The sequence below is a fragment of the Ruminococcus sp. zg-924 genome (assembly GCF_024433635.1).
Classification (GTDB): domain Bacteria; phylum Bacillota; class Clostridia; order Oscillospirales; family Acutalibacteraceae; genus UBA7067.
Window position 1 is genome coordinate 22,375 of the sequence record NZ_WNJZ01000014.1, and the last position, 16,260, is coordinate 38,634.

General features: G+C 42.5%; 15 protein-coding genes. 10 read left to right on the top strand and 5 right to left on the bottom strand.

Annotation, left to right across the window (positions count from 1 at the left end):
• Positions 1–71: 71 nt before the first annotated feature.
• Positions 72–1,274: an acetate/propionate family kinase gene (locus GMA13_RS07765; protein ID WP_255883739.1), complete on the top strand. Its 1,203-nt coding sequence runs from the start codon at positions 72–74 to the stop codon at positions 1,272–1,274.
• Between the two features lie 82 nt (positions 1,275–1,356).
• On the opposite strand, the gene GMA13_RS07770 is transcribed toward GMA13_RS07765, so the two are convergent.
• The 4 genes from GMA13_RS07770 to GMA13_RS07785 form a co-directional block, all read right to left on the bottom strand.
• Positions 1,357–2,535 (bottom strand): ABC transporter permease, encoded by a 1,179-nt coding sequence (locus GMA13_RS07770; protein ID WP_255883737.1) that lies wholly within the window; start codon positions 2,533–2,535, stop codon positions 1,357–1,359.
• Positions 2,532–3,206, bottom strand: coding sequence for an ABC transporter ATP-binding protein (locus GMA13_RS07775; protein WP_255883735.1), 675 nt, complete (start codon positions 3,204–3,206; stop codon positions 2,532–2,534). The genes GMA13_RS07770 and GMA13_RS07775 overlap by 4 nt, the downstream gene beginning before the upstream one ends.
• A gap of 23 nt (positions 3,207–3,229) precedes the next feature.
• Positions 3,230–4,618 (bottom strand): ABC transporter permease, encoded by a 1,389-nt coding sequence (locus tag GMA13_RS07780; protein ID WP_255883733.1) that lies wholly within the window; start codon positions 4,616–4,618, stop codon positions 3,230–3,232.
• Between the two features lie 64 nt (positions 4,619–4,682).
• Positions 4,683–5,117, bottom strand: coding sequence for a hypothetical protein (locus GMA13_RS07785; protein WP_255883731.1), 435 nt, complete (start codon positions 5,115–5,117; stop codon positions 4,683–4,685).
• A gap of 524 nt (positions 5,118–5,641) precedes the next feature.
• Here GMA13_RS07785 and GMA13_RS07790 point away from each other — a divergent pair.
• On the top strand, positions 5,642–6,301 hold the full coding sequence (locus tag GMA13_RS07790) for a redox-sensing transcriptional repressor Rex (protein WP_255883729.1): 660 nt from the start codon (positions 5,642–5,644) through the stop codon (positions 6,299–6,301).
• A gap of 57 nt (positions 6,302–6,358) precedes the next feature.
• On the opposite strand, the gene GMA13_RS07795 is transcribed toward GMA13_RS07790, so the two are convergent.
• Complete coding sequence (locus GMA13_RS07795) at positions 6,359–7,525, bottom strand: iron-containing alcohol dehydrogenase (protein WP_255883727.1); 1,167 nt, start codon at positions 7,523–7,525, stop codon at positions 6,359–6,361.
• A gap of 136 nt (positions 7,526–7,661) precedes the next feature.
• Here GMA13_RS07795 and GMA13_RS07800 point away from each other — a divergent pair, with 136 nt between their 5' ends.
• From GMA13_RS07800 to GMA13_RS07835, 8 genes are all read left to right on the top strand, one after another.
• The gene (locus GMA13_RS07800; RefSeq protein WP_255883725.1) at positions 7,662–8,105 is read left to right on the top strand and encodes a MerR family transcriptional regulator; all 444 of its coding nucleotides are present in this window, start codon (positions 7,662–7,664) and stop codon (positions 8,103–8,105) included.
• A gap of 133 nt (positions 8,106–8,238) precedes the next feature.
• Positions 8,239–8,970: a ClpP family protease gene (locus GMA13_RS07805; RefSeq protein ID WP_255883723.1), complete on the top strand. Its 732-nt coding sequence runs from the start codon at positions 8,239–8,241 to the stop codon at positions 8,968–8,970.
• Between the two features lie 82 nt (positions 8,971–9,052).
• Entirely contained in the window at positions 9,053–10,042 is a 990-nt protein-coding gene (locus tag GMA13_RS07810) for an undecaprenyl-diphosphate phosphatase (RefSeq protein WP_255883721.1), read from the top strand.
• Positions 10,043–10,088: 46 nt separating this feature from the next.
• Positions 10,089–12,740 carry a DNA translocase FtsK gene (locus GMA13_RS07815; RefSeq protein WP_255883719.1) on the top strand — a complete coding sequence of 884 codons (2,652 nt, stop codon included), beginning with the start codon at positions 10,089–10,091 and terminating at the stop codon, positions 12,738–12,740.
• 103 nt (positions 12,741–12,843) lie between these two features.
• On the top strand, positions 12,844–13,677 hold the full coding sequence (locus GMA13_RS07820) for an ABC transporter permease (protein ID WP_255883718.1): 834 nt from the start codon (positions 12,844–12,846) through the stop codon (positions 13,675–13,677).
• Between the two features lie 19 nt (positions 13,678–13,696).
• Positions 13,697–14,422, top strand: a complete 726-nt coding sequence (locus tag GMA13_RS07825; protein WP_255883717.1) for an ABC transporter ATP-binding protein — start codon at positions 13,697–13,699, stop codon at positions 14,420–14,422.
• A 19-nt stretch (positions 14,423–14,441) separates the two neighbouring features.
• Positions 14,442–15,176 (top strand): 2-C-methyl-D-erythritol 4-phosphate cytidylyltransferase, encoded by a 735-nt coding sequence (locus GMA13_RS07830; protein ID WP_255883716.1) that lies wholly within the window; start codon positions 14,442–14,444, stop codon positions 15,174–15,176.
• Positions 15,169–16,260 carry an NAD-dependent epimerase/dehydratase family protein gene (locus GMA13_RS07835; protein ID WP_255883715.1) on the top strand — a complete coding sequence of 364 codons (1,092 nt, stop codon included), beginning with the start codon at positions 15,169–15,171 and terminating at the stop codon, positions 16,258–16,260. The genes GMA13_RS07830 and GMA13_RS07835 overlap by 8 nt, the downstream gene beginning before the upstream one ends.

Here is a 16,260-nt window from a genome sequence, read left to right on the forward strand (position 1 = left end):
TTGAATTTCTTACTCTTATGTACTATTATATATTAGTATAGAACTTATATGCAACTATGAGGAGGATAAAAATGAAAATTTTGGTAATCAATGCAGGAAGCTCTTCACTTAAGTATCAGCTTTTTGATATGGACAATGAAACGGTTCTTGCAAAGGGAAACTGCGAGAGAATTGGCATTGACGGCATTTTCACTCATAAGACTTCGGACGGACGTGTACTTAAAAAGAATGTTGATATGCCTGACCATAAGGTAGCATTTATGCAGGTTAAGGACGCACTTATTGACAATGAGTACGGCGTTATTAAGACTCTTTCTGAGGTTAGCGCACTTGGTCACAGAATCGTGCAGGGCGGCGCACTGTTCAGCAAGAGTGAGCTTGTAACTGATGATGTTATTAAGGGCATTGAAAGCCTTATTCCGCTTGCACCTCTCCACAACAAGGGTCACGTTCAGGCTCTCAGAGCTTCACAGGAGGTATTCGGCAAGGATGTTCCGCAGGTTGTTGTATTTGACACTGCATTTCACTCAACCATGCCGGACTATGCCTACATCTATCCTATCCCCTACGAGTATTACGAGAAATATCAGATTCGCCGCTACGGCTTCCACGGCACATCACACCGCTATGTTACACACCGCTGTGCCGAGCTTATGGGCGTTGACATCAAGGATATCAAGATTATCTCCTGCCACCTCGGCAACGGCTCATCTATCACTGCAGTAGAGGACGGCAAGGTTATAGACACAAGCATGGGTCTTACACCGCTTGACGGCTTTATGATGGGAACAAGAACAGGCACACTCGACCCGTCTGTTGTTACCTTCCTTGCAGAGAAGGAACACCTCTCGCCAGAGGAAATGAGCGATTTGCTCAACAAGAAGTCGGGACTTCTTGGCATTTCCGGCGTATCCAGCGACGACCGTGACGTTACAAAGGCAGCTGAAGATGGCAACGAGAGAGCTATTCTTGCTCACCAGATGCTTGTATATGAAATTTCAAAGTTTATCGGCAGCTATTATATAGCTTTAGGCGGCTGCGACGTTATCACATTTACAGCAGGTCTTGGCGAAAACCAGGCTCACCACAGAGAGAGAATCTGTGATAACCTCGCTTGTCTTGGCGTTAAGCTTGACAAAAAACTGAATGATGAGATGATTCTCGGCAAAGAGGGTCTTATCTCTGCGCCGGACAGCAAGATTAAGGTTTATGTTATCCCAACAAACGAGGAGCTTGTTATTGCAAGGGATACAAAGGCTATTGTTGAGAAGTAAAAAATTCAACAAAGCTTCATTACATAATTTAACGGGTTGACAAAAGTCAGCCCGTTTTTTGTATTATAAATTTAAAACACTTTCATCTTTCCCTGAGCAATACGGCAAGAGGAATTCTTTCGGTTCGGCGTGTTGCGTTAACACAAATAATAGTAATTATCAAAAGAAACGCACAGAACACAAGCGCAATGCTGAGAAAATCAAGCTGAACCTGCATAGACATAATTCCGCCGCCGATAGTTTTATCAAGATACGGATTGATAAAAATAGTTGCAGCAGCAAAAGAAATCAGCACAGAGGCTATTGTCGCTGCAATCAGCATAAGCAGATATTCTGTAAAAATAATAATAAAGATATGGCTGTATCTATACCCGAGAGAACGGTACAAGGCAAGCTCACGTGTTCGGCTTGACACACAGTTTGACACAAAAACAGATGTGCCGATAACAACCATTGCCAAGAATACCGTCAAAACAATAAGCAGAACTATCATTGACATATTAAAATTATTCAAATCAATCTTAAACGAATTTGTGTAACTGTATTCTGCTATATTGTCACAGGCGCTTTGAACCGAGTTCATATTTCTGTAATTGTCGATAATAACGCAGTAGGGTTCTGTATTTCTGTCATTGTTTACGTTGGTCTGATAAGCGTTAAGCTGCTCAACATCAAGGATAATCTCCTCCGTATCAAGCGCAGGGTCGGTTACGTTGAACGTGCCGACTATATTAAGCTCATATGTATTTTGGTTTTCATCACTTAACTTCAGCACCTGCCCGACAAGCGTTTTGCAGTCAAACTCAATACTAAGCTGAGTTTCAGGGTCATTCATTTTAACAAACTCCGGCATAACCGCTGTGTTTTTCTCGCCTTCGTTTACATTTCGACCGTATGTTATTTCAGGTATGTAGCCATTGTGAAAATATGAAAGGAAAAAGCTTAAATTCATTTTTCCGTCGGCGTCAAACACTCTTATTGTTTGAGGTGCTTTATAAACATCGACAACGTGTGGAATCTTCTTCAATTCTTCAACATTTCTTTCCACAGTGTCGCCCTTGCTAAGCTCTGCGGTCAGTTCAAGGTTATATGGATGTTGGTTAACCTTAAACTCCATATTATAGCCCATCGGCAAAATAATCGACGTTGTAAGCAATATACAGGTAATACAAAACAGAATAAAGATAAAAAACACAGCTGTTCTTGCCCTGCTGTTTTTAACCGAGGATTTCACAAGAGGCATAAGCCTGAGCGCTCTCATATTCTTTCCTCCGCCAAAGTGCCGTCCTTCATATAGTAAACCTTGTCTACATAGTCAAGTATAGCCTCGTTATGCGACACAACCATAACTCCCTTGCCGCTTTTGGCAAGTTCCTTCAGCAGTTCAAATATATTCGCCTCGTTATCAGAATCAAGATTACCTGTCGGCTCGTCGGCTAAAATAAAGTCAGGGTCATTAGCCAATGCTCTTGCTATTGCTACTCTCTGCTGCTCTCCGCCTGAAAGCTCATTCGGGTAATGCTCGGCACGCTCGCTTAGTCCTACTTTGTCTATCAGCTTTCTTGCATGCTGTTCAATTTCCGACTTCTTTTTATATTCAGGATTTATCAGCATCGGCAGCATAACATTCTCATACGCCTTAAGCTGAGGGTTTAAGTGAAACGCCTGAAACACAAAACCGATTGTTTTCATTCGCACGTTTGCAAGCTCGTTCTTTTTAAGGCTTGACACCTCTTCGCCGTTTATTACAACACTGCCCTCACTTGGCAAATCAAGAAGTCCTGCCATTTGCAGAAGTGTGCTTTTGCCTGAACCGGAGTGACCCATAACAGCAATAAAACTGCCCTCTTCTATACTGAGAGTTACGTTTTTCAAAGCGGTAACTCGGTTATCATACACCTTGGTTAAACTTTTTACACAGATTGATTTCATATTTTAAGCCTCCGTTGCATTCATTAAGAATTCATAGCTTCCTGCGGCTGAATTCTTGTAATTAGCGTTGTCATAATGAGCTGGCAGACAAGTGGAATAACAAGAATTAAAGCAAAAGCGATGAGAATATAAAAACCAAACCTCGTCCACGGAATAATAAGCATTCTGTATTGAAAGACAACACTGTTTAGGTTAATTATATTTGCTGTCAAAACAATTCCTGCCGAGACAACTCCGCCAATAATAATAGCCCTGACCGCTTGAATTACATTCTCAAGATACATACTAAGGAAAATCCGGCGGCTTTTGTAGCCTATCGCTTTTAGCAGCCCTATCTCCGCTTTGCGTTCATTTATGTTGCTGTATACGCTTAAGAAAAGGTTAATCGTCGTAAGCAAAAGTACAGCAACAAGCAAAAAGGTTCCGCCTCCGCTGAACATAGTGGCAAACTGCTCAAAGGATGGGTCCATTATGCCCCAGATGAACGGGCGATACCCAAGCTCTAATAGCTCGGCTTCAACCTCTGCAACATTTTCTCGGCTGTCAACCGTAACCATAAATCTTCTTGCATATGGGTCGCTCACATATTCATCAACTGTATTCGGCATTGTTTTCTTCGCTTCTTCAACCGCCATATTCTCAATAGTCTGCGCTGTTTCGGGCGAAACAAGCAAGGTATTTGCGCCTGTGACCGGAGCATACTCCGACAATGAATAGACACCAACAACCTTTAGCTTAAGCGTTAACTTTGCAAGCTCTACTGTTTCATTGGAATAACCGCCTTCTTCAAAGCCCTGACCGTCAGCCTTGCTAAATACTAAAGCATTGTACAGACATTCAACTGTAAGTGTTTTGCCGTAAAGATATGAAATATCATAATCGCTCATCGTGAAATTTTCCTGATTAAAAAGCATACCTTTGTCCGGAATAATGCAGGACATTACAGGTGAGTCCTTTAACGATTGACCTACAGCGCAATTTACTGTCAGTTCCTCATCAACTCTGTATTCCCCTAACACTCTTTCAATCTTCTCTAAATCTATTTCATTGCCGTTTACGGTAACATCGTTTCCATTATCATCTTTTATATCAATAATATCAAAACTTTGATATTCATTGTACCTAATCGGTTCACAGGATACAACGTGTTCAATTGAAAGAACTTCGTCTATTGTTTTATCATTTACACCCTTATAGCTGTGAGAAGGATAAACAACCTCGGGGTCAACCTCAATCTGTCTAAACTCAATTGAGTTTAGTTTTGTGTTATAGTTGTAAGCAATAAGATTTAAAAAGTTTGCGAGAACCGCAACGGATATTACAGCCAAAACCATCATAACCAGTACTGTCTTTTTACGCTTTGCGCCTTTAAGATTTGCTCTTGATACAAATAAAAGCTTAGATATATTCATATTGCACCTCGATATTTTGGCAGTCCTGTGCCCTGTTCGCACAGGACTGCTCTGCTAAATAGACTCACGTATATAGAGTACAAGTAAGAGTTGTTCTGAACCCACCGCCGCTGCAATTAAACCACCGATGCTCCAGCAAGCCGGAACTAACATCTGCATATCTTAAATCAACCGGCGCAGGATAATTATATTGCACATAGTAATTCGTTTTTCTTCCGTAATATTTTCCTTCTGTCTTATTGAATATATATGCGTAACCTTCGGAGTAATCATAACAATCATCAAGAATCGTTGGATAAGAACCTAACTGATCAACAACCATACCTTTTGAGCTGGTGTTGGTATATGTATAATAATCATCTCTTGATTGTAACAAAAAATCAGAGATAAAGCCTAAACGAGTTGTCGCAGCATACGCTGAAACTATTGTTCCGGCAGCCAGTATTGCAACGGCAGAAATTGTAATTATAATCTTTTTAAATATTGACTTTGTTTTCATAATGTTTTGCCTCCTTAAAATCGAATTATAATAATTAATTATATATTTTTATCCGGCAACATAAAACGGATAACACTTCAACAGAACATCGGTATCTCCTCCTTTTGGTCAATCAATATATAATCAGCTGACTATAAATAGCTAACTATTAAGCGCATATCAGAACAATTAACATATCAGAATATTAAATGTCATAATATTAATTCTATCGTGTTTTCTTAAAAAAAATAATAAAACACAAGTTTATAGCTACTATAATTAAAAAATCATATCTGTTTATCAATATTATAACATATATAAATACGCATTTCAACATTTTCTAATATTTATTTTTATAATTTTATTTTATTTTTATCCATAATAACAAAATCTTTTCTTCTTTAGATAAATTATAAACCGTCAAAAGATTTTTACGCTTTTGCCTCAAAGAATTTTCGCAGATAGTTAAAAAATTAACAATTTCCTCTTTATTTCACCGCACACTTGTATTATAATAAGTATAGATTTTTGAGAAGGGTGACCTTATGGCAAAAAGAGACAACATATCTATGCTGGTAATAAGACGACTGCCTCGCTACTACCGCTTTTTGACCGAAATACAGGCTGAAGGCGTTATGCGCATTTCTTCAAAAGAACTTGCTGACAAAATGAACCTGACTGCCTCGCAGGTAAGGCAGGATTTCAACTGCTTTGGCGGCTTCGGACAGCAGGGGTACGGATACAGCGTTGAACAGCTTAAAAATGAAATAGAGTCTATTCTCGGTCTGAGCAAACCGAAAAAGGCTATCCTTGTCGGAGCAGGCAACCTCGGCAGAGCCGTAGCGTCGCATATGGCGTTTGAGCCTAAGGGCATAAGTCTTATCGGGATTTTTGATAAGAACGAGAAGCTTATCGGCACAAAACTGAGAAACGTAATTATCGCCGACACAAACCAGATTGAGCCGTTTTGCAAGAGGAATCTTCCAAATTTGGCTATCCTCTGCGTACCAAAGGAGGCAGCTGAACATCTTTGCCGCCGACTTTACAACTTGGGAATAAGATATTACTGGAATTTCAGCCATTATGACCTTACAACAGACTATTCAGATGTTGTGGTTGAAAACGTACATATGTCAGATAGTCTTATGACTCTATGCTACCGCATAAGCGATGATATCGAATCTCATAACAAACTCCGTCACTGAAAAAATTAAGGCTTTAGCATTTTGTTTGCTAAAGCCTCATTTTATATCTTTCTTTTATTACATACTCTCTTTTAATATCTCAACAATGTCATCGTGGTTAAGCACCTTGTAGCCGCCGTCCATAATGAACGAGCCGTCAGCTATTCCGTCAAGCATATCCTCGGTTACGCCAAGCTCCTTAATGCTCATTACAAGTCCAAGCTGTTTCATATATTGTTCCATACGGGCAAGGCCCTCATCGGCTATCTGCTCGTCTGTTTTTCCGTCAGGCGCAACATCCCATACATTTATTGCATAGCGTTTAAACTTTTGCAGTCCGTAAGGCATAATGAATTTATAATATGGAATTGATACAGCCGCAAGAGTCATACCGTGCGTAGCGTCTGTATACGCACCGACAGACTGACCAATCATATGCACCATCCAGTCGGTTGTCTTGCCCTTAGCAACAAGCGTGTTTAGCGCCCATGTTGCAATCCACATTATGTTGCTTCGTGCCTCATAGTCCTTTGGGTTTTCAACAGCAATCTTTGAGCTGTGTATAAGAGATTTGAGCAAACCCTCCATTAAATAATCAGAGGTGTTGTCATCATCACCTGAGAAATACTGCTCCAAAATGTGCGACATAATGTCAAAAAAGCCTGCAACCATCTGATATTTCGGAAGTGTATAGGTAAACACCGGATTAAGAATTGAGAATTTCGGGAATACATTGTCGCCGAAAACATGACCGATTTTGAGCTTTTGTGAATGGTTTGTAATAACCGAGCCGCCGTTCATCTCGGAACCTGTTCCAACCATTGTCAGAACACAGCCAACGGGAATGATTTTATTGTCAACCTCTTCCATACGCAGATAGTATTTATCCCATGGGTCATCGTCACAGTATGTTGAAACAGAAACAGCCTTTGCATAGTCGCAAACAGAGCCGCCGCCTACGGCAAGAATCAAGTCAACCTTACCTTTTCTTGCACGTTCACATCCTTCGTAAAGCTTTTCCGATGTTGGGTTCGGCATAACACCGCCATCCTCAAACACTTCTTTGCCGCAGGAGTGAAGAATTTTGATAACCTTGTCATAAATTCCGTTTTTCTTGATTGAGCCACCGCCGTAAACCAGCAGAATACTTTTGCCGTAGTTATTTAGCTCAGATGCGAGATTATCAAGTGCGTTCTCGCCGAAATACAGCTTTGTCGGGTTTGAATAAGTAAAATTGCCTAACATATTAATGTTCCTCCTTTGCAGGCTGAACGCCTGCTTGACATTTGTTTTTAGTGTTGATATACTATCTTAATTATATTATATAAGTTAAAGTTAACTTTAAGTCAATACCCTTTCAGAAAAAATCGGAGGAATTTTTATGCTTTACACAATCGGCGATATGGCGAAGCTTCTCAGCATTGCTCCCTCTACCCTGCGTTACTACGATAAAGAAGGCTTACTGCCCTTTATGGAACGCTCAGAGAGCGGAATCAGGGTGTTTCATGACAGCGATTTAGAATTTCTAAAAATCATACACTGTCTTAAAGCGACAGGTATGCAGATTAAAGATATTCGGGAGTTTATTTTATTAGTTATGAAGGGTGATGAAACTATCGATGCACGGCTTGAGCTTTTTCAAAAGCGCAAGGCTGAGGTTGAAAAGCAGATAGCACAGCTTGAGCAAACGCTTGACACCATTAATTTCAAGTGCTGGTATTACGAAACAGCAAAAGCAGCAGGCACCACCGCAGTACCGGATAACATGGCAGATGATGAGCTTCCCTCGCATCTGCGTGAAACAAGGGCAAGGCTCCGCAGATAGATAAACGGAAAACAAGTTTGATTTTCACTTGAAGAAATTCTTTAATAATGATATAATATATTTTGAATTAATTTATGCAAAAATGGCAAACTACTCCTTGTAAGCTAAAAAAACGCTGAAAGGGAGAGTTGAGATGAGCAAGGAAAACCGGTCTGCTGTATGCGACAATGAAAACAACGGCGCACAGGGCGAGGAAATAAACGACAGCGCAAGAGCAACAGGCACAGGAGCTGTTCTTGTAAAAATCGGAGGGCATATTGTTTACTGCCTTACAATAATAGGTCAAATCGAGGGTCACTCAATTTTGCCGAATGACAGCAAGACAACGAAATATGAGCACGTTATTCCCCAGCTTGTTGCGGCGCAGCAGAGCGACCGTGTGGAGGGAATTTTACTGCTTTTAAATACAGCCGGAGGCGATGTTGAGGCAGGACTTGCCATAGCCGAGCTTATCTCAGGCATTGAAAAGCCTAAGGTATCGCTTGTTCTCGGCGGGGGTCATTCAATCGGTATTCCTCTTGCCGTATCTGCTGATTATTCCTTTATTTCAAAAACAGCCTCGATGACAGTTCACCCGATAAGAACCACCGGTCTTACTATCGGCGTGCCGCAGACCTTTGAATACTTCAAGCGACTTCAGCAAAGAATCAATGGCTTTGTGGCTGATAATTCCAACATTTCTGCTGACAGATACAACAGTCTTGCTATGAACACAGGGCAGCTTGTGCTTGATGTCGGAACAATTCTTGACGGCGAGGAGGCTACCGACGAAGGTCTTATAGACGATGTTGGGACATACAGCGACGCCGCAAAAAAGCTGTGCGAGCTTATTGAGAAGAAGCAAAAAAGCAAAAAGAAGAAATAGCCGCACGGGTTAAAAGCTATAAATACTTTGCGACTGTACAAAACAGCCTTAAGTACAGCCGCTACATATCTCGGAGGATAAAATGACTGTACTTGACGCAATAATTCAGGGCGCCGTTCAGGGGCTTACAGAATTTCTGCCTGTTTCCAGCAGTGGTCATCTGGCAATTTCACAGCACATTTTAGGCGTTACCGACTCAAACTTGTTCTTTAATGTAATGCTCCACGTCGGCACACTGTTTGCAGTGCTTGCCGTATATCGCAAAACAGTGGTTGATTTGATTAAAGGCTTTGTCAGCCTGTTAAGCGACATTGCTAAAAAACGATTCAGTTACAAAAATATGACGTATCAGCAAAATATGGTTGTTATGCTGGTTATAGGCTTATTGCCGCTCTTTCTGCTTTTTCTGCCTGTTCCCGGCAGTGGCGGAATAAGCGCAAAGGACTTGGCCGAAATATGGTCGGGCAACACGGGCTATTTCTTTATTGTTGGAGCGGCTCTTTTGTTCACAAGCATACTGCTTTCAGTCGGCATAGCCGCTGACAGGCAGATGAAATTAAAGGAAAGAAAACTACGTCACAGCGACGAAACAAGAGCGTCACGGAGAAGTCATAGCTCCAAGGGTGTCGGCAGACACAGACTAAAAGCCGGCGACGCCGCATTAATCGGTGTAGCACAGCTTTTTGCGGCGATATTTCCGGGTCTTTCACGTTCAGGCTCAACGCTTGCAATGGGGCAGCTGTGCGGTCTTAACAAACAAACTGCGCTTGATTACAGCTTTGTGCTTGGTATTCCGTCAATTTTGGCGGCGGCCATTTTAGAGGGAAAGGACGCAATAGCCTCCGGCGCTGTGCAAAATATTGAAATATTACCGCTTATTATCGGCGTTGCGGTATCAGCTGTTGTCGGTTTCTTTGCTATTTTGCTTTTCAAATGGATGCTTGCAAAGGACAGAATGTACATATTTGTTATCTACACGGCAATAGCAGCGGCGGCTGTTATTATTATAAGTATTATCGAGCTGCAAATGGGGACTAACATCTTTACAGGCGAACAGCTTCAATTTGTATAAATTTTGATTGTCAAATTTGAATTGTTGAATTTCGGGGGTAGAAATATTGGCAGAAAAAAGGAAAAACACAACGGCAAAAGGCAAAAGAACACAGAGCAAAAAAACTGCCGCTAAGGGAAGTTCAAAGCCGGCTTCAAAACGCAGTCAAACTAAGGCTGCGCAACAAAACGAGGAAAAAAGAGGGCTTTCATCACAAACTAAAGCAATTATAATGTTTGCGGTTGCGGCGCTTATGCTCTGCATTATTATCTTTAAGAACGAGAGCGTTTGGCTTGAGGTTCATAACGTATTCAGCGGTCTGTTTGGATTCTGCGGCTTTGTTTGGCCGCTGCTGCTTGCGTATGTTGCTACTATGACTGCGCTCGAACGAAAAATTCACGGCAAGGTTGCAGGCAAGCTTTTATTGGCTATCGGCACTGCTGTGTGTATTTCAACACTTATTTATGTTTTTAACGCAGACAGTCACAGCGGTTTGAATTATCTTGAGGAGCTTTCACAGCTTTATATAAGCGGTGTAAACGGCTCAGGAGCCGGACTTTTAAGCGGTGTTCTCGGCATTCCTCTTGTAATGCTCGGCGGTACGCTCGGTGCGCAGATTATCACCGTTATTGCACTTATAACGCTTCTGCTTCTGCTTTTCGGCGTATCAATCAAGAATGTACTTTGCGCTGTAAAAAAGCCTGTATATAAAGTTAAAGATGCGGCTGCTGCGGAGCGTGAACGCCGCCGTGCTGAGCAAAAACGACGTTCAAGTATCAAGAAAAACGAAGAGTCATATGAAAATGAGCCTTTTTCATACGACGATTATCCGCAGCAGAATGACAGCTTTCAATATGAGATTCAGCACCAAAGGGACTTTCAGGTTGATGTTCCGCTTGATTCGCCGAAAAACAGCGGCAAAAAATCAAAAGGCTCAAAGCTTGACGAGCTTCAGGCTGCATGGGCAAATGTTAATGCAAATTCTGATTCACCAACTAAGCAAGACAGCAGAAATGTCCCCGCTGCAACAGCTGCTGCACAACAGGTAATGGATAAAAAGAAAAAGCCAAAGAAATCTAATCCCGACCAGCTTCAGCCGGACCCGCAGACAGTGCCTGTTGAGATAGAAAAACTGAGCGAAAGAGAAGACGACAGCAGCGGATACCGCTATCCTCCGATTGAGCTTCTCGCACCAAATCCTAACGAATTCGCAGACAACGGCAATTTTGCAAGAGAGTTGCGTGAAAGCGGCGACAAGCTTGTATCAACACTTGAAAGCTTCGGCGTCAGGTCAAAGATTACCGACATTGCAAGAGGTCCTGCGGTAACACGCTTTGAGCTTCAGCCTGCGGCAGGCATTAAGATAAGTAAGATAACAAACCTTGCAAACGATATTGCGATGAACCTTGCCGCTGAAAGCGTAAGAATTGAGGCGCCTATACCGGGCAAGGCAGCAGTCGGCATTGAAATTCCAAACAAAAGCGTTAGTATGGTAACAATGCGTGAGCTTATAGCATCGCAGCAATTCAGAAGCGCAAAGAGCAAGCTTGCGGCTGTGCTCGGCAAGGATATTTCGGGAAATATAGTAATTACCGACCTTGCAAAAATGCCTCACTTGCTTATCGCAGGTACTACCGGCAGCGGTAAGTCAGTGTGCGTAAACTCACTTTTGCTGAGTATCCTCTACAAGGCATCTCCGGACGAAGTAAAAATCGTGCTTATTGACCCTAAAATGGTTGAGTTTTCAAAATACAAGGGTGTTCCTCACCTGCTTATTCCCGTTGTATCCGACGTTAAAAAGGCGGCGGGTGCGCTCAACTGGGCGGTAAGTGAAATGCTCGACCGCTACAAGACCTTTGCGGCTTACGGTGTGCGTGACATTGAAACCTACAACAAGATGGTTGATACATATAAGGAAAAGTACAAGGACTTGCCGGAGGACACACCGAAGGAGGATTTGCCTCTGACTGAAAGCGGCTTGCCTATTCCGGAAAAAAGACTTGAGAAGATTGTTATTGCAATTGACGAGCTTGCCGATTTGATGATGGCGGCGCCAAACGAGGTTGAGGAGGCTATCTGCCGTTTGGCTCAGATGGCACGTGCCGCAGGTATGCATCTTGTAATTGCAACGCAAAGACCTTCCGTCAATGTTATCACGGGCGTTATTAAGGCGAATATTCCAAGCAGAATTGCTCTTAAGACCTCCTCGCAGGTTGACTCAAGAACAATTCTTGACTTAAGCGGAGCTGAGAAGCTGCTTGGCAAGGGCGATATGCTGTTTGCCCCTATCGGCTGTTCAAAGCCTCTTCGTGTTCAGGGAGGATATGCCTCGGATGAGGAAATAGAAAACGTAACTTCTTTCACAAAGCAGTCAGCACGTTCAGATTATGACGAAAACATTGTTGAGCAGATTGAAAAAATCGCAAGCACTGAGATTGCTCAGGGCGGCAAGAAAAACAGCGATATGTATTCAGGCAGTGATGATAACAGCAACCGTGACCCTATGCTTGACGAAGCTATAAAGCTTGTTGTTGAAGCAGGACAGGCGTCAACCTCACTTCTGCAAAGAAGGCTTCGCCTTGGTTACGCAAGAGCAGGCAGACTTATTGATGAAATGGAGCAGATGGGCATTGTAGGTCCTCATGAAGGCTCTAAATCACGTCAGGTGCTTATGTCGCATCAGGAATGGCTTGAGAGAAACAATTATCTCAGCGAATAAGTGCTGTTATTCCCCTTTTTATTACGCATATTGACAAATTCAGAAAAAAGCATACAATAGTATAGGTTAAAATCGTTCTTTAAAAATTAAGGATGTGAAGTATTTGTTTGATATTTTCAAGGAGCATAAGGGCTTTGGCAGGCAAATTGTGCTTTTGGCTAAAAACGAGCTGATTAAAACCTACAAGGGTTCAGCCGTTGGTCCTCTTTGGGCAGTTGTAAAGCCACTGTTCACCCTGTTTGTATATTGGTTTGCGTTCAGCATAGGACTCAGAGGCAACAAGGTGGTTGAGGTTGCAAACATTCACGGCGAAACAATCGGCTACCCGATATTTATATTTATACTTGTCGGCTTTGTTCCATGGTGCTTTATAAGCGACTCGATTATTTTCGGCGCCCGAAGCATACGTGACAACAGGCAGTTTGTCACAAAGGTTTCATTCCCTGTGTCGACAATAATGTCCTTTACAGTACTTTCAAAGCTGTTTGTGCATTTTCTGCTTGTCGGCTGTATGTATATTTACGTTATCTTCACAACAGGCGGTCCGTCAATCTACAATATCCAATTCATAATGTACTGTCCGCTGATGTTCCTTTTCTTCCTTGTGCTGTCTTGGTCAACGGCGCCTATGAGTGCTTTCAGCCTTGACTTCTTCAACATAATAAACTCTATTATGTCAGGTCTTTTCTGGTTGTCGAGCGTCATCTATTCAAGCTATGACCTTGAAGAGGGCTGGCTCAGAGTAATAATGCTTTTTAATCCGATAAACTACTTCACAAACGGCTACCGCAACGCTTTTCTATATAAGCGCTGGTTCTGGGATTATCCGCAGTTCCCGCTTGAAACGCTTATCTTTGTTGCGGAGTTCGCACTGTTATTTGTGTTAGGACTTTACAACTACAAGCGTTTGAGAAAAAAGATTGCCGATGTGCTTTAAAGGCTGAAAGGAGAGCGTTATGGAAGAACCGATTATTTCATTTGACAATGTTTCAAAGGTTTACACTCTTTACAAAAATGACCGTGACAGAATGAAAGCTCTTTTCGTGCGCCCGAAAACTGCGAAAGATCACAGGGCGCTTTCAAAGGTTAGCTTTAAGATAAACCGAGGCGAAAGCGTCGGAATAATCGGCGACAACGGCGCAGGAAAGTCTACCCTGCTTAAGATGATAACAGGCGTAAGCTTCCCCACCGAAGGCACGGTTACGGTTAACGGCAAGGTTGCGGCTCTGCTGGAGCTTACGGCAGGCTTCTCTCTTGAAATGACAGGAAGAGAGAACATATATCTCAAGGGCTATATTCTCGGCCTTAAGGACGACTTCATAAAGACGATTGAGGAGGATATAGTTGATTTTGCGCAAATCGGCGATTATATCGACCAGCCTGTACGTACCTATTCAAGCGGTATGAAAATGCGCCTGGGCTTTGCAATCAACGTCAATATCGACCCTGATATTCTCGTTATTGACGAAGCGCTAAGCGTAGGCGACGCTAAATTTAAAAAGAAATGTAAGGACAAAATTTCGAGCATAATAAAAGAGGGAAAGACTGTTTTGTATGTAAGCCATTCCAAGGAAAGCGTTAAGGAAATGTGTCCCCGTTCTATTTACCTCAAAAAGGGCGAATTGATTTTTGACGGTCCCACAGTGGAAGCATTAAAGGTTTATACGGAACAGAAAAAATAAAAACAGCAGGTGATAAAATATGGTTACAGCTATGATATTTGCAGGCGGCGTAGGCGCAAGAATGAAGTCGGCGGAGATTCCGAAGCAGTTTATTGAGGTGGACGGAAAGCCGATTATCATAAGAACATTGATGAACTTCCAGCTTCACACACAGGTTGACGAGATTGTTGTAGCCTGTCTTGAATCGTGGATAGACAAACTTCAGGAGCTTGTACTTCAGTATGGTATTACTAAAGTGAAGGCCATAGTGCCGGGCGGTGAAAACGGTCACGGCTCTATACACAACGGACTTGTTAAGGTCAATGAAACCGCTCTGCCCGATGACATTGTGCTTATATGCGACGGTGTTCGTCCTTTGTTAACTGAAAAGCTCATTTCCGACTGTATCGCAACGGCTCGTGCATATGAAACGGCTGTTCCGGTTACACCGAGCATAGACTCAGTTCTTGAAAGCTTTGACGGCAAGACCTGCAAAAGGTCACTACAAAGAAAAGAAATGTTCATCACTCAGGCTCCGCAGGGATACACTATGAGAAAAATTATGTGGGCACACGATGAGGCTGAAAGAAGAGGTATAACTAACCCGATTTCAAGCAGTGAGCTTTTGATTGAGCTTGGCGAAGAGGTTCATATCTTCATTGGCGAGCGTGAGAACATTAAGGTTACCACTCCTGAGGATTTAAGATTTTTACGCTCATACTACTATTACCGCAGCTTTGAAAACTTCGCAAAGGAGCTGAATATCGGTGATTAAGGTTGAGCAGGCGCTTATAAGACCGGTGTATGACGATGTTCTTGACGTTGCTACTGCGGCTCTCCCATGGGAAAAAATGAGAAATAAAACCGTTCTGATAACAGGCGGCGCAGGCTTTATCGGTTTTTATCTGGTAACGGCGCTTCTTATTAGAAACGATTTGTACGGTGACGGCATAAACGTAATCGCTCTTGTGAGAAACAACAAAAAATGTGAAGCACGCTTTGGTGATTTGCTTATGCGTGAGGATTTGACAATTGTTGTGCAGGACGTATGTGATGAAATCAAGCTTAAGCAAAAGGCTGATTTTATCATCCACGCAGCAAGCCAGGCAAGCGCATATTTCTTTGAGCATGACCCTGTCGGCACGATTGACGCAAACCTTACCGGAACAACAAGAGTTCTTGAATATGCCGAGAGATGCAAGGCTGAATCAACTCTTGTTATTTCAAGCCTCAAGGTTTACGGCGCTCTTCACAACGGCAAGGACTCGATAAACGAGGACGATATAGGTTATATAGACCAGACAAACTACAAAAACTGCTATGCTGTCGGCAAAAGAGCAAGCGAGGCTTTGTGCGCCTGCTACTGCCGTCAGAAAAACCTATCGGTTAAAATTGCAAGACCAAGCTATATCTACGGTCCGTCAAGCCTTGATGATGACAGGGTTTGGGCGCAGTTCATAGCAAATGTGGTTAAGGGTGAGGACATTCTCCTAAAAAGCAACGGTGCGGCTCTGCGCTCATTCTGCTATGTAAGCGATACAGCCGAGGCATTGTTCACTATACTTTTATGCGGAGCAGATGTTTACCCATACAATATTTCAAGTGAATACTCAAATGTTACTATCAGAGATTTTGCAAAGGCGGCAGTTGAAACCTTCCCCGAAAAGATGATGAAGCTGAAATTTGCAAATCCTGAGGATGAAAAAGAACCTCAGCGCTCATATCTTGGCGCAACACCGGAAATTCTTGACAACAAGCGGCTTAAGGATTTAGGCTGGGTCGGAAGAACAACACTTAAGGACGGCATAGCCAAATCGGTTAGAATTGTTTCGGCACAAAACGGCTATGATGGAGTATAA

Bases quoted from the DNA above. Each gene is read 5' to 3' on its own strand.
- GMA13_RS07765 (WP_255883739.1), top strand. From the start codon at position 72: ATGAAAATTTTGGTAATCAATGCAGGAAGCTCTTCACTTAAGTATCAG.
- GMA13_RS07775 (WP_255883735.1), bottom strand. From the start codon at position 3,206: ATGAAATCAATCTGTGTAAAAAGTTTAACCAAGGTGTATGATAACCGA.
- GMA13_RS07790 (WP_255883729.1), top strand. From the start codon at position 5,642: ATGGCAAAAAGAGACAACATATCTATGCTGGTAATAAGACGACTGCCT.
- GMA13_RS07800 (WP_255883725.1), top strand. From the start codon at position 7,662: ATGCTTTACACAATCGGCGATATGGCGAAGCTTCTCAGCATTGCTCCC.
- GMA13_RS07830 (WP_255883716.1), top strand. From the start codon at position 14,442: ATGGTTACAGCTATGATATTTGCAGGCGGCGTAGGCGCAAGAATGAAG.
- GMA13_RS07780 (WP_255883733.1), bottom strand. From the start codon at position 4,618: ATGAATATATCTAAGCTTTTATTTGTATCAAGAGCAAATCTTAAAGGC.
- GMA13_RS07795 (WP_255883727.1), bottom strand. From the start codon at position 7,525: ATGTTAGGCAATTTTACTTATTCAAACCCGACAAAGCTGTATTTCGGC.
- GMA13_RS07805 (WP_255883723.1), top strand. From the start codon at position 8,239: ATGAGCAAGGAAAACCGGTCTGCTGTATGCGACAATGAAAACAACGGC.
- GMA13_RS07810 (WP_255883721.1), top strand. From the start codon at position 9,053: ATGACTGTACTTGACGCAATAATTCAGGGCGCCGTTCAGGGGCTTACA.
- GMA13_RS07825 (WP_255883717.1), top strand. From the start codon at position 13,697: ATGGAAGAACCGATTATTTCATTTGACAATGTTTCAAAGGTTTACACT.
- GMA13_RS07770 (WP_255883737.1), bottom strand. From the start codon at position 2,535: ATGAGAGCGCTCAGGCTTATGCCTCTTGTGAAATCCTCGGTTAAAAAC.
- GMA13_RS07785 (WP_255883731.1), bottom strand. From the start codon at position 5,117: ATGAAAACAAAGTCAATATTTAAAAAGATTATAATTACAATTTCTGCC.